Source organism: Nostoc sp. DedQUE08 (assembly GCF_034530895.1).
Taxonomy (GTDB): Bacteria; Cyanobacteriota; Cyanobacteriia; order Cyanobacteriales; family Nostocaceae; genus Nostoc.
In genome coordinates this window covers 1-12,456 of sequence record NZ_JAVRCD010000007.1, presented here as the reverse complement: position 1 = coordinate 12,456, position 12,456 = coordinate 1, and the positions used below count along the sequence as shown (strand labels likewise).

The following is a 12,456-nucleotide window of genomic DNA, read 5'->3' as shown; positions in this document are numbered from 1 at the left end:
ATTGAAACTAAGAATGAAAAATAGCACAACGCCCCATGCTCAATTACAAAATTCCCAAAAAATGGTTAATTTTGATGACAGTGGCTTTGATATCTGCCTTGTCGCTGGCGATCGCTTCTTCTGCCTCAAGTATTTATTTATATGGCAGGAGTAATAATAATATCAAGGCAGATGCAGCAATTGTTTTAGGAGCGGCAGTTTGGAAAGAAGAACCATCTCCTGTTTTCAGAGAGCGAATTAACCACGCCATTAACTTATATAAAAATGGATTTGTTAAGACAATCATTTTTACTGGCGGAGTTGGGGAGAGTAATGAACCAGCTGAAGCTATAGTTGGGAAAAATTATGCGATCGCACACCAGGTAAAAGCTGCTGATATTCTCATTGAGACTCAATCTCGCACAACTCACCAGAACCTCAAAAATGCTTTGGAAGTAGCGAATGCTCACCAATTAACCAAGTTTCTTATTGTCAGCGATCCATTGCATATGAAGCGAGCCGTATTGATGGCACGAGGCTTAGGAATGGATGCACATTCGTCTCCCACACCTACTACCCGCTATCGCAGTTTTCGCAGTCAGATGGAGTTTTTGAGCCGAGAAACTTATTTTTACTTTGTCTACTTAGTGTTTAAAATATAGCCGTAGCGGACTGCAACTAAAAATGCCCAATATTAGAAAATAAAGCTGTAACCTTTTCCTGTATAAATTAACTAACATTATCAACCTTTGTAATTAGATAGTTTCGAGGCGAAAATGCTTAAATGCTCTAGCTGCTTCAGGAATTAGCTCAATGTACCAATACCCATTCGTTTCATCTGCAAACCAATTAACTATTGCAAGTGCTGGTTGACCAAATTCATCATCTTTTACTCCAAAAAATTTGCAAAAACTGCACCTAAATGACCAATTTGTCCAGGAGAATCACCATTATATTCAGCAGCTTCAGATAACTCCCAAGTACGTAATCTGCGATTATCTTTCATAAAGTAACAATGCTGATATAACTTATCCAAGATAGCTTTATGCCCTGGAGTTAATCCCTCATAAATTGAATGGAATGCCTCTAGATATTCTTCTTCGGAAAAAATACAACGTTCAGCATATTTAATCACTTTATTATTCCCCTTTCGATTTGCCAGAATACCAATATTGAGAAAAACAAAGCTTGATGTCAACGGTAATATTTACCATATCTCATGTTTGAGATTGTCAAATCGCAGCAAGAGGTTTATTATACCTTTGCTGCGATTTTAACCTTAATTGCGTGTAGCTTCCAGTAGGCGAGAAAAATAGAAGCGAGTCTTTGTCATTGCCCGTCGTTGCAAAGAAAAGCCATTGCTTTCTAAGATTTTCACCACATCAGCCTCACGATGTAAATAAGCACGAGTGGCTTTACTTGGCCCAGGAAAGAAACTGCCAATTTTCTTGAGTATACTCAGGGCGCAGGTCTTCGGCGCAAAACTGAGAATTATCCGCGACTGTGCCAAAGAACAGAGGTGAGATATCATCTCATCGGCTTTTTCTTGAGGGTAATGGATGAGAACATCTAGGCAAATAACGGTATGGTAGCTACCACTCAACGATTCTAAATCCTGCACCGCAAAAGTCGGATTTTCGGTATTTCCCAAAGTTTGTTTTGCTCTATCTCTGCCTTCTTCTACCATTTTTTCCGAAATATCGGTGGCATAGACTTTGGCACCATCGACTGCCAGGGGAATGCTGAGACTACCGACACCACACCCAGCATCACAGATTGATAGCTCTGGTAAATTGTTATCAGCCTTCAGCCAACCGAGAACTGTATCCACAGTTTGCTGGTGTCCATTGCGGATGTCTAATTGGACTTTGTTGACTTCGCCATCGCCGTAGATTCGCTTCCAACGGTCAAACCCTGTGGAATTGAAATATTCGCGAACAATCGTTTTGTCATCGGCTGCGTTCATAAACTTCGATTTTTAGGGGTTCCCAATGCTTAAAATTATCATTGATAGGAACCCATAAGAGCGGTCTTCCAGATTTTTCTAGATGGCTTCATAAATATTACTATTATGGTTTTTTTGACATACCCTAAGACCCTGTGAATTTAGGGTGGTGTTGGGTTAAAAAAGAAACATGAAAATCATCAAACCCATCACCAATTGGTTAGAAACCCGCGCCAGTGCCCCTGCATACGGCGGTTGGGTGCTAGGATTAACCGCTATTTGTTTTTTTGGCGCAGGTATCAATACGATGGCTGGTTGGCTTTACGCCATTAGCGGCATTAGTTTTGCCCTTTTGGGTGTAGCAGCCATCTTACCGCCGCGATCGCTCACAGGTCTATCCATCACTCGCCGTCCCATACAACCTGTGTCAGCAGGCGACGAGTTGACGGTGGAATTAGAAATCTGCAATCAGACACAGCAGCCTGTAAGTTTATTGCAAGTTGAAGATATACTCCCCTTCGTCTTAGGGAAACCAGTACAAAAAGCAATCGAAACAATTCCTAGCCAAGGTAGTTACCGTTGGGTATATTACCACCCGACTGTGCGTCGGGGTGTTTATCGCTGGCACACAGTCGAACTTGGTTCTGGTGCGCCTTTGGGTTTGTTTTGGTGTCGCCGTCAGCGTGATTGTGCTGCCACAGCGATCGTTTATCCCACAGTGTTACCCTTGGCTAGCTGCCCCCTAGTAGATGAAATGGGACAAGAAGAGAGCAAAAGGGGCGATCCTCGTGGTAAACCCTTGCAAACAGCGACAACGGGGCTGGTGCGATCGCTCCGTCCCTACCGTCTAGGAGATCCTACTCGCTTGATTCACTGGCGGACTAGTGCCCGTTATGGCGAATTAAGGGTGCGGGAGTTAGAAATGGTAACAGGTGGACAAGAAATAGTGATTGCCCTTGACAGTGCTAGCAATTGGGAAGAAGAAAACTTTGAACAAGCAGTAATTGCCGCAGCATCTTTGTACTTTTATGCACAGCAACAAGAATTACAGGTGCAACTGTGGACAGCATCAACAAATTTAATCAAAGGCGATCGCTTTGTTCTAGAAACCTTAGCAGCAACCGCAGCCTTAGAAGATACCAGTTCAATAATTCCTAAAAGCTATCCTTTGATTTGGCTGACTCAAAACCCCCTGAGCCTTGCTACTCTTCCTCAAGGTAGTCGCTGGGTTTTATGGCCAAATATTTCCTCACCAGCAGAACGAGAGGTAATTAATTGGGAACACCCTGGTATAGTTTTGCAAAGCGATCGCCCACTGCAACCCCAGCTACAAAAAACATTACATTCATAAATCAATTCAAATTTTATAATTTCAAAGACCGCTGACAAGTTCAACTTCTGCGATTTCTAAGATTTTCTCCGATCCCAGGACACCGGATATATCAGCCTTTGAGCAAATGTAAAACAATTTGAGGGGAAAAGGTTGGGGAAATACACCCAGTAATCCCCACATGAGGCTGAGGTACAATGCAAAGAAATATTTAAATTATGAACGACATGATCGCATCAGAACATAACACAAAATCCAGCGATAAAAGCCTAGAGGCAATGCGGCATTTTTCCGAACAATACGCCAAGCGTACTGGAACATACTTCTGTTCTGAACCTTCTGTCACCGCAGTTGTGATTGAAGGATTAGCCAAACATAAAGACGACCTGGGTGCGCCTTTATGTCCTTGTCGCCATTACGAAGATAAAGAAGCTGAGATTCACGCCACATATTGGAACTGTCCTTGTGTGCCAATGAGAGAACGCAAAGAGTGCCATTGCATGTTGTTCCTCACCTCTGACAATGAGTTTGCTGGAGATAAACAAGAAATCTCTCTGGAAACAATCAAAGAAGTACGAGACAGCATGGGATGAGCGAAATCATCCCCCAAGAGTTTTGGCAAGGCGTAGAACAGTTCAATTCTGGACAGTTCTACGCTTGTCATGACACTTTAGAGGCTTTGTGGATTGAAGCTGGCGAACCGGAAAAAAGCTTTTATCAAGGAATTCTCCAAATTGCTGTGGCACTGTATCATTTGGAAAATCGGAACTGGCGAGGTGCTGTAATTCTATTGGGAGAAGGCAGCAATCGCCTACGCCGTTACCCATCTAGTTACAGCGGCATTGACGTAGATGAGCTATTGAGCGAGAGCGCAGTGTTGTTGACGACATTACAGCAAATAGGGCCAGACTTGATTGCTGCTGGCAATCTGGGCGAAAATCAAGTCTTATCTTTGCCTAAAATCGTGCTAACGACTGATTAGACATAGGAGTGAAATTAATTATGTGTTACCCGAAATCCTTGGTAGGCAAAATTCATCTAGCCGAGGGCTTCCCGTACTACTACGTGGAAGCAAGCTACGCATAGCGTCTTTGTTAAAAAAAGAGTATTGTGTCTACGTCATTTTCATTCAGATGTCAATTACCTGAAACCTTGAGGTTGGGGGTAGCGTCACTATTTCAGCCAGTAGTTATCAGAAATCACTCCAGATTGTATATTTCATAATCTGGATAAAGTACTTGAGATAATTAGAATGCAAGCTGAAATCCTAAATCCCCAATTGCTATGATGCCCTGCTATCAATTGCCCTTATCCCAGATACGTCGCTTTGGATTAGCTTTAATGCTGCCAGCTACACTTTTGGGCGCTTTTGCCTTCCCTATCCAAGTGCAAACCGCTACTGCACAAACATCTCAGGCAAATCGCCCCCTGACTATCCGCGCTGATGTGCAAGAATATGACGCGAAAAATCAAGTAATCACCGCTCGCGGTAATGTGCAAATGTTGTATCCGGCTCGCCAACTTCAGGCAACATCTGCCCAAGCACAGTATTTTAGTAAAGAACGTCGAATTGATTTCAGTGGCAATGTCTATATTTTGCAACAGGGCGGTAACAGTATCCGAGCAGAGAAAGTAACCTATTTAATTGATGAAGGGCGATTTGTTGCTTTACCCCAATCCAACCGTCAGGTAGAGTCTATCTACATGGTGCAGGAATCAGATAATAATGGACAAACTGCGACACCTGCCCCAAAAACACCACCTTTGAAGCCTTCTAATTAGCATTTACCACCAAGAAAGGGTGCTTCCAGCGTGAAAATTGTTTTAGAGAATATTCACAAATCTTACGGCAAGCGAGTAATTGTCAATCGTGTCAATCTTTCTGTTGCTCAGGGTGAAATCGTTGGTTTACTAGGCCCCAATGGGGCTGGTAAAACGACGACTTTTTACATTGCCACAGGTTTAGAAAAACCCAATCAAGGAAAAGTTTGGCTGGGTAATGTAGACGTGACGGGAATGCCAATGCATCAAAGGGCACGACTGGGTATTGGTTATCTAGCACAAGAAGCCAGTGTTTTTCGCCAACTCTCGGTAGAGGATAATATTCTGTTAGTGCTAGAACAAACTCATGTGCCACGATGGGAATGGGCAAGGCGACTCAGAACTTTACTGCGGGAGTTTCGGTTGGAAAAATTAGCTAGGAGTAAAGGAATTCAACTTTCTGGTGGTGAGCGACGGCGGACGGAATTAGCAAGGTCTTTAGCTGCTGGACAAGAAGGGCCAAAATTTTTACTTTTGGATGAACCATTTGCCGGAGTCGATCCGATCGCAGTCTCAGAAATTCAGCAAATCGTAGCACAACTGCGCGATCGCGGCATGGGTATCTTAATTACAGATCATAATGTCCGTGAAACCCTCGCGATCACCGATCGCGCCTATATCATGCGTGAGGGACAAATTCTTGCTTTTGGCGCTGCTGACGAACTCTACAGCAATCCCCTCGTGCGGCAATATTATTTGGGGGATAATTTTCAAGTCTAAATTAACAATTATTTAGTTAATAATCTCCCAGGATATTTTGATTTTTGATTTTTCAGCATGAATTTATTAGTTTATTTTTAGCCATTAAGTATTTAATTTTGATCTTAAATACACTAGAGATGTTTTGCTTTGCCAGGGTTGCCAATATCTAAATTTTAAAATTGCTTATGATATCAAAGAAGCTCACGTATTTTAATAGTCTCTATTCGCTGCTGCCTTTTACGATCATGGATCGCTATCTTGCCAGCGAATTGTTAGCGCCGTTTTTCTTTGGTGTCGGAGCTTTTTCATCAATTGGCGTCACTATTGATGCTGTATTCGATCTCGTCAGAAAAATTGTAGAATCTGGGCTACCTATAGACATTGCTATTCAAGTTTTTTTGTTAAAATTTCCCAACTTTATCGTTTTAGCCTTCCCCATGTCTACGCTGCTGGCTACTTTGATGACTTACAGTCGTCTTTCTAGCGAGAGCGAACTAATTGCCTTGCGTGGTTGTGGTGTCAGTGTCTATCGCATGGTGCTAACTGCTGTGATGTTAAGTCTTGTAGTCACAGGAATGACATTTGTGTTTAACGAAGAAATTGCACCAGCAGCAAATTATCAAGCGGCGATGACTCTGGATAAAGCGCTTAAATCAGACAAGCCCACTTTTAAACAACAAAATATTTTCTATCCTGAATACCAGGATGTTGTCCAGCCAGATGGCTCTAAAAATCGGATATTGACACGCTTATTTTACGCCGACCAATTTGATGGTAAGCGAATGAAAGGGTTGACAATTATAGATCGCTCAACCAAAAATCTGAATCAAATTGTGGTATCAGAATCGGCTCAGTGGAATCCTTCTCAAAATGTTTGGGATTTTTACAACGGCACGATCTATTTTGTCGCAGCCGATCGCTCTTATCGTAACATCGTCAGATTTGAACAGCAACAACTGCAACTACCGCGCACGCCATTAAGTCTGGCAGAAAAAAGCCGCGATTATGGTGAAATGAATATTGCCGAAGCACTACAGCAACTAGAAGTGGAAAATCTTGGTGGCGATCGCCAAAAAATTCGTAAACTTGAAGTGCGGATTCAACAAAAAATCTCTTTGCCCTTTGTATGCGTGGTTTTTGGCTTGGTAGGTGCAGCGATGGGAAGCATACCCCAGCGAACGGGGAGAGGTACCAGCTTTGGGATTAGTGTCATAGTTATATTTTCGTACTACTTAATATTCTTTGTTAGTGGGGCGATGGCACAAGCAGGTGTCCTTTCTCCGTTTATGGGGGCTTGGTTGCCCAACTTTCTTTTTTTGGGAATAGGTTTATTCTTATTGATGCGAGTTGCGAGAAGGTAATACCAATTCAAAATTCAAAATTCAAAATTCAAAATTCAAAATTAGGAAAGCTAAACAGAACAAAGGTATGTTCGTATGTATCTGTCGCATTTTTTTTTAAATTGGTATGAATTGAGGAGGATGCGGAAGTAGACAAACAATTATTAAACATCTGGTGAAATTAAATATGCGTTATCCATAACCCTTGTAGAAACATAGCAGTGCTACATTTCTATATTCCTTTTTCACCAGATGTCTATTATTCTCCTTCATCCCCACACTTCAATTACGGGTGATAATTTCGACATTCTGGTGCATTGGGGTTTTCCTTGCAGTATTCTTCAAAAGAAACTTTCGCTGATATCATACCCTCAGCTTTTTGATGAGCTGCTTCTGCCTGAAGTTCTTCTACCTCATCCCAGGCAGCTGCACAGGCTTTAGAATAAGCACTTTGTTCGGTGCAAATAGCACGAGCTTGCTCAATTGCTTTTTGAATTCTCTCCTCCAGCAGTAGCGCTTTTGGCGCTTCCACAAAGTCGCTTTTAGTCAAAATGTCGGTAATCGAGATGATCCCCAACAGCTTGCCTTGAATCACAGGTGCGCGATGAATACCAGTATTAGCAAATAACCGCGCTACATATTCCACACCCAAATCAGGATTGACCACGATGCAGGGCTTGCTCATAATTTCATAAACCCGCACTTGCTTTGGATCTTTCCCGTAGGCTGTTATTTTATAAACAATATCTGTTTCTGTGACAATACCATAAGCATCATTGTCATAGCGACGATCCACAACCAGCGCCCGCAATCCTTTATCCTTCATCAGCCCCACCGCTTCAGCAACAGTTGCCGAACCGCGAATGGTAACTACGTCTTTGGTCATGATATCTTCAGCTTTCATCATTGTTGTAGTCTCCTGGTTAATAGTCCGGTGCAGCACTGCGCCCTCATGGACGTATCGAAGCGTTGCAGCGCAAAGTTTGCTCTAACTAGAAAGTAAAAAAAGTGGAACTTTTGCCCAGCTACAACAATAAATTAGACCAGTTGTCAACTTATGATGTTATCCAATGTAACCAATGCCCAAAAACCAAGCATGAATTGTGATAACATTCTGCGGATCAACAAATATTTATTTTTTAATTGCCGAAAATTGCCGTATTTTCCAGAAATAGCTAGAAATCAAATTGGTAATAATATGAGCAACAATCGGCACTAACAAGTTGCCCGTGAGCAGAGCGCTATATGCCAATATCATCCCGACAATTGTTGCCCAAATTACATAAGGCCATTGTTGGGAACCGCTAAAATGCAAGATGCCAAAGCAAAGACTGGATACAATTACAGCTGTCAGATCGGAGCCTAAAGCTGGTAGTATCACACCTCTAAATAACAATTCTTCACTCAATCCGGGTAGCAACCCCAGCCAAATTAAATCTGGTAAAGCTAAAGGCTTCAGTACGATTTCTAGGTAATAATCTGCACTCTTACGATAGGCAGTCCATAGACGGTAAGTTAAGCCACTTAACGCGGTGAGTACAAACCCCAACCCTACACCTAATAGCGCTTCTCTTGGATTCAAGTCCCAAGAAAATAGCGAAAAGTTGCCAAAGTATAACGAAAGTTTAGCGACTATCAACAAAATGATTGCAGTCGCTCCCATCGCCCCAAGTACTTGGATACGCGTTAGGTATGGAATTTCTGGCTCTTGCTTTTGTTGTTCAATCACAGGTTTTTAAAGAGAGAGGGGGCATTGGGCATTGGGCATTGGGTATTGGGTATTGGGAATTGGGCATTGGGCATTGGGCATTGGGCATTGGGCATAACTCCAAACTCCAAACTCCTAACTCCTAACTCCTAACTCCTAACTCCTAACTTTTAATTACTGACTGCAAAGGTAATAATTTGGGACGGAGAGCGGAGGGATTGATGCCTGCTTTATGTGCTACCAATACACCTACTGCTTCTAAATATGAGTTTACCTGTATAGATTTGATCCCCAACGGTTGCGGAGGAACTTTTATTAGAGTTTTATTTTCTTCTACTGTAATTATTTGGCATCGTTTTTGGCTTAAGCTCAGTAAGGCACTGCTACCACAGGCAGTTGCAGGTGCGATCGCAGCATCCACTTCATCTGCCCAAATATCTCGTTGCTGTGATGCGATCGCTCTCTCTATTATAAATTGTGGGGCACGACTTAATCCTACAAGCACGCAGGGCAAAAAGGTATAACCTAATTCTTCGGCGGCGGAACGGGGAGATAAATCTGGTTGCGGAGGTTCGCTTAAAAGGGCGGGTGAATGGGCGCAAGGAATTTGAAAGGTTCGCACTAGCAAATGGCTAATTACGGCTTCTGCACCCGCTAAAGAATCTACCCCTTCACCTTGACGATATTTCTGTACTGCTTCTGAGTCCATATCATCCGGGAAACGGGCGACAACTGCGATCGCTTCTGCCCCCGCTTTTTTTATTAATATCTCGGCTGCTCGTAACAAGCTATCTGGGTTGCCAATTGTTCCCCAACTAGCCCCCGATGCTGTAGTCCGTAATTCTACATTTAATGGCGCATCCGTAATTACATAATCTGTTAAGGTTAATCCCAGAGTTGCTCTGACTGCATCGGCGGCTTGTATATGTCGTAGTCGTAACTCTGGCTCAATGCCTTGGTCTAAAAGCAAACCTACTTTGTTGCTGCGGACTGGACGCAACCCCCAGCATCCAGAGGCGAATTTGTCAAGTCCGTAACCTTCAACATAAAAAGCATTGGGGAGATTCCAATACAAACTTGCGCCATTCAGGACATTGGGGTGAGTAATTAGGCGATCGCAAACCTGTGCTATAACTCTGGCAACAGGCAAAGCATCTCCTGCATAACCCCCAATGGCAGCCCCAACGCCAGTTGGTACAATTAAGATAGCGGTGTACATATTGAGTGATGAGTGATGAGTGATGAGTGATGAGTAATGAGTTTATAAATCAAAAGCCATCAAATCCTAACTCCGAACTCCTAACTCTTGGAAAGACTTGGGTTAATCGCGTCTCAACTCCCAACTCCTAACTCCTAACTCTCAACTGTCGTAACAACGGCTTCAACTGTAGCTTTTTGTTCGTCAACGTCCACAGAAGTAACTGCCCAACGCAGAGGTTCGCCTTGTCTCTTTAACTCTGTTTCAATTACTTCTAGTAACTCTGCGGGAGTTTCTTGTAAATCAATTTCTGCGGTAATAAAATGAGTCGTCATTTTGGTAATTCCTGTTAATTTCTAGTTTCTAGAATAGCTGATTTTATCTGCAATTAAATACTTGCGTAATTTATCAGGTTTGGTAATCTCCGCAAACAGTTATTCAGTTATGAAAAATCATCCGATATACTGATAACTGTTCGCTGATTATTTGCCTTTGCCAAATTGTAATTGATAAACTATGTCTTCCTTTTCCGTCTGAATTTTCAAATCAGAAAGGGGTTTGGCAACACAAAGCAATACGTAACCTTGCTTTTGCAAATCTGGACTAACGCCCATACCATCAGTTTGATCCACAGTTCCTTCGCTTATTTGACCGGCGCAAGTTGTGCAGACACCTGCATTGCAAGAACTCGGCAGTTCCAAACCAGCAGCATCGGCAACTGATAAGATCGTTTCATTTTCAGGAACTTGCAAGGTATGAATTTTGCCTTGGTGATCAATTTCTACAGTGTAAGTTTTGGGCATATACAAAAGAAGGTCATGCTACGGACAAATTTATTAGTTTATCTGAATTAGTTAAAAATATCCAGATGTTACTATAAAATTTTAGGTAAAAGAGAAGCAATTATAGCAACTAATTCTGAATAAGTTATAAATTAGTAACATTATTTACTATACAATATATAAATAAATTAGTTAAATTTGCTTACTATAAATATGCGCGATCGCGTTTCCTTATAAAAACCATTTGACATCTTTCAGATTGCCTTGGAGAGAATATGCGAGTGTTGTTTTCAGTGGTCGGTACGCGTGGAGATGTGCAACCAGCGATCGCCTTGGCGTTGGAGGTGCGCGATCGCGGGCACGAGATACATCTGTGTGTGCCGCCGAATTTTATCGAGTGGGCAAAGAGGCTTGGGTTTGAGTTTACACCAGTGGGGATCGAGATGCGAGCGCCGCGCAAGACTGCGGTGAGTGACACCACAACAACTAAGCCAATGCCCGACCTCATCACCAACCAGTTCGATGCGATCGGTGCGGCCGCAAACTGCTGCGCTGATACCAGTTCTCGTGGTTCCGTTGCAAAAAGTATAAGATTAGACACTATATAGCGATGGTTGCACTCACCAACAAACTTTGGTCATCAATGTTACAATGTTGACTCTTAAAGTTACAGCATAAAGCCTTAGAGCTAGAACATAAAGCCTTAAAGTTACAACATTAAGGCTTCAGGTTATAACATTAAGCCTTAAGGTTACAATATTAAGCCTTAGAGCTAGAACATAAAGGCTTAAGGTTACAACATTAAGGCTTAAAGTTAAAGCGATCGCAGTTGACATAGAAGACAGACCATTCGTAGGGGCACAGCAATGCTCATTTGTGTCAACTTAACGTGAAAGCAAGTCTAGAACTAGCTTTTAGATTGCCTCGTTCCCAGTCGGAGACTGGGAATGCTCATCCTTGAGGCTCCGCCTCTCTTGCTGGCGGCAGAGCCGCAATTGAAGTGCATTTCCAGCCAGAGGCTAGAAACGAGGTTTTAACATAATATTATTTTGCTGAAAATCAACTTTTGATGATTAAATTCCGAGAAATCACGGACGTAAATAAAAACTTTTACTACGAAAAATGCGCTTTTTGCTGAACCAAAATCCAGGTTAATTGAGACAAAATAGCTTTGTAAAGCTTTTAAAAGTGTAAATTTATGACTCGAAAAAAACGTAATTCCCGGATTTTAGAAAAAGCTGAGTTTAGAGTTGCCGGACTGAAAGCTATCGATCCAAAAATCAATTTTGATGATACTCACAACTTGCAAAACCTGACTCACTTAATAGACAATTTTCACAATATGCTTGATGAGTATAACGCTGCTATAGCTATGATTGACTCTTCTAGAAATAAGCTAGATGAGATGGAAAAAACCTTAAGTCAGGTTTCAGACAAAATGCTGACGTGGGTTGGTTGCAAGTACGGCAAAAACAGCAATGAATATGAACTTGCAGGCGGCGTTAGAGACAGCGAACGTATCCGTAAAAGCAGATTGACACGCTTGAAATCTAACACAGATAAAACATCAGATGTAAAAGCAATAACCGCCACGCCCTAAGCTCGACTTTATCCATTTTTGGCTACGGGTCATCACAAATGTAGGCGATCG

The 12,456-nt window shown here is 42.3% G+C and carries 16 protein-coding genes; 9 read left to right on the top strand and 7 right to left on the bottom strand.

The window, feature by feature from the left end; genetic code table 11:
• Positions 1-35 precede the first annotated feature (35 nt).
• Complete coding sequence (locus RMY64_RS06430) at positions 36-641, top strand: YdcF family protein (RefSeq protein WP_322670912.1); 606 nt, start codon at positions 36-38, stop codon at positions 639-641.
• A 227-nt stretch (positions 642-868) separates the two neighbouring features.
• Here RMY64_RS06430 and RMY64_RS06425 read toward each other — a convergent pair whose 3' ends face one another.
• Together RMY64_RS06425 and bchM are read right to left on the bottom strand one after the other, a co-directional pair.
• Positions 869-1,114: a hypothetical protein gene (locus tag RMY64_RS06425; protein WP_322682981.1), complete on the bottom strand. Its 246-nt coding sequence runs from the start codon at positions 1,112-1,114 to the stop codon at positions 869-871.
• Positions 1,115-1,258: 144 nt separating this feature from the next.
• Positions 1,259-1,945: a magnesium protoporphyrin IX methyltransferase gene (bchM, locus tag RMY64_RS06420; RefSeq protein WP_289797917.1), complete on the bottom strand. Its 687-nt coding sequence runs from the start codon at positions 1,943-1,945 to the stop codon at positions 1,259-1,261.
• A gap of 169 nt (positions 1,946-2,114) precedes the next feature.
• Between bchM and RMY64_RS06415 the strand changes: the two genes are divergently transcribed.
• From RMY64_RS06415 to RMY64_RS06390, 6 genes are all read left to right on the top strand, one after another.
• Entirely contained in the window at positions 2,115-3,275 is a 1,161-nt protein-coding gene (locus RMY64_RS06415; protein WP_322699628.1) for a DUF58 domain-containing protein, read from the top strand.
• Between the two features lie 206 nt (positions 3,276-3,481).
• The gene (locus RMY64_RS06410) at positions 3,482-3,847 is read left to right on the top strand and encodes a ferredoxin thioredoxin reductase catalytic beta subunit (protein ID WP_292854015.1); all 366 of its coding nucleotides are present in this window, start codon (positions 3,482-3,484) and stop codon (positions 3,845-3,847) included.
• Positions 3,844-4,236: a DUF309 domain-containing protein gene (locus tag RMY64_RS06405; RefSeq protein WP_322670909.1), complete on the top strand. Its 393-nt coding sequence runs from the start codon at positions 3,844-3,846 to the stop codon at positions 4,234-4,236. Before RMY64_RS06410 ends, RMY64_RS06405 begins: the two co-directional genes overlap by 4 nt.
• Before the next feature lie 302 nt (positions 4,237-4,538).
• Entirely contained in the window at positions 4,539-5,036 is a 498-nt protein-coding gene (locus tag RMY64_RS06400) for an LptA/OstA family protein (RefSeq protein ID WP_322699627.1), read from the top strand.
• Positions 5,037-5,066: 30 nt separating this feature from the next.
• A complete protein-coding gene (lptB, locus tag RMY64_RS06395) occupies positions 5,067-5,795 on the top strand; it encodes an LPS export ABC transporter ATP-binding protein (protein ID WP_322670907.1) in 729 nt (242 codons plus the stop codon).
• Between the two features lie 227 nt (positions 5,796-6,022).
• Positions 6,023-7,138, top strand: a complete 1,116-nt coding sequence (locus RMY64_RS06390; RefSeq protein WP_322670906.1) for an LptF/LptG family permease — start codon at positions 6,023-6,025, stop codon at positions 7,136-7,138.
• 265 nt (positions 7,139-7,403) lie between these two features.
• Here the strand turns inward: RMY64_RS06390 and RMY64_RS06385 are convergent, their stop codons facing one another.
• The 5 genes from RMY64_RS06385 to RMY64_RS06365 all read right to left on the bottom strand — a co-directional run bounded on the left by RMY64_RS06385 (position 7,404) and on the right by RMY64_RS06365 (position 10,826).
• A complete protein-coding gene (locus tag RMY64_RS06385) occupies positions 7,404-8,024 on the bottom strand; it encodes a CP12 domain-containing protein (RefSeq protein WP_322670905.1) in 621 nt (206 codons plus the stop codon).
• A 225-nt stretch (positions 8,025-8,249) separates the two neighbouring features.
• The gene (locus RMY64_RS06380; protein WP_322670904.1) at positions 8,250-8,846 is read right to left on the bottom strand and encodes a CPBP family intramembrane glutamic endopeptidase; all 597 of its coding nucleotides are present in this window, start codon (positions 8,844-8,846) and stop codon (positions 8,250-8,252) included.
• 142 nt (positions 8,847-8,988) lie between these two features.
• Positions 8,989-10,044 (bottom strand): DUF3326 domain-containing protein, encoded by a 1,056-nt coding sequence (locus RMY64_RS06375; RefSeq protein ID WP_322699626.1) that lies wholly within the window; start codon positions 10,042-10,044, stop codon positions 8,989-8,991.
• Positions 10,045-10,178: 134 nt separating this feature from the next.
• Entirely contained in the window at positions 10,179-10,358 is a 180-nt protein-coding gene (locus RMY64_RS06370; protein ID WP_322690957.1) for a hypothetical protein, read from the bottom strand.
• Positions 10,359-10,505: 147 nt separating this feature from the next.
• Positions 10,506-10,826 carry a 2Fe-2S iron-sulfur cluster-binding protein gene (locus RMY64_RS06365; RefSeq protein WP_322670901.1) on the bottom strand — a complete coding sequence of 107 codons (321 nt, stop codon included), beginning with the start codon at positions 10,824-10,826 and terminating at the stop codon, positions 10,506-10,508.
• Between the two features lie 260 nt (positions 10,827-11,086).
• On the opposite strand from RMY64_RS06365, the gene RMY64_RS06360 reads away from it, so the two are divergent.
• Together RMY64_RS06360 and RMY64_RS06355 are read left to right on the top strand one after the other, a co-directional pair.
• Positions 11,087-11,413, top strand: a complete 327-nt coding sequence (locus RMY64_RS06360) for a glycosyltransferase (protein WP_322699625.1) — start codon at positions 11,087-11,089, stop codon at positions 11,411-11,413.
• A gap of 590 nt (positions 11,414-12,003) precedes the next feature.
• Positions 12,004-12,405: a hypothetical protein gene (locus RMY64_RS06355; protein WP_322682972.1), complete on the top strand. Its 402-nt coding sequence runs from the start codon at positions 12,004-12,006 to the stop codon at positions 12,403-12,405.
• Positions 12,406-12,456 lie beyond the last annotated feature (51 nt).

Bases quoted from the DNA above. Each gene is read 5' to 3' on its own strand.
- RMY64_RS06375 (WP_322699626.1), bottom strand. From the start codon at position 10,044: ATGTACACCGCTATCTTAATTGTACCAACTGGCGTTGGGGCTGCCATT.
- RMY64_RS06405 (WP_322670909.1), top strand. From the start codon at position 3,844: ATGAGCGAAATCATCCCCCAAGAGTTTTGGCAAGGCGTAGAACAGTTC.
- RMY64_RS06355 (WP_322682972.1), top strand. From the start codon at position 12,004: ATGACTCGAAAAAAACGTAATTCCCGGATTTTAGAAAAAGCTGAGTTT.
- RMY64_RS06370 (WP_322690957.1), bottom strand. From the start codon at position 10,358: ATGACGACTCATTTTATTACCGCAGAAATTGATTTACAAGAAACTCCC.
- RMY64_RS06385 (WP_322670905.1), bottom strand. From the start codon at position 8,024: ATGATGAAAGCTGAAGATATCATGACCAAAGACGTAGTTACCATTCGC.
- RMY64_RS06400 (WP_322699627.1), top strand. From the start codon at position 4,539: ATGATGCCCTGCTATCAATTGCCCTTATCCCAGATACGTCGCTTTGGA.
- bchM (WP_289797917.1), bottom strand. From the start codon at position 1,945: ATGAACGCAGCCGATGACAAAACGATTGTTCGCGAATATTTCAATTCC.
- RMY64_RS06365 (WP_322670901.1), bottom strand. From the start codon at position 10,826: ATGCCCAAAACTTACACTGTAGAAATTGATCACCAAGGCAAAATTCAT.
- RMY64_RS06390 (WP_322670906.1), top strand. From the start codon at position 6,023: ATGGATCGCTATCTTGCCAGCGAATTGTTAGCGCCGTTTTTCTTTGGT.
- RMY64_RS06410 (WP_292854015.1), top strand. From the start codon at position 3,482: ATGATCGCATCAGAACATAACACAAAATCCAGCGATAAAAGCCTAGAG.
- RMY64_RS06415 (WP_322699628.1), top strand. From the start codon at position 2,115: ATGAAAATCATCAAACCCATCACCAATTGGTTAGAAACCCGCGCCAGT.
- RMY64_RS06430 (WP_322670912.1), top strand. From the start codon at position 36: ATGCTCAATTACAAAATTCCCAAAAAATGGTTAATTTTGATGACAGTG.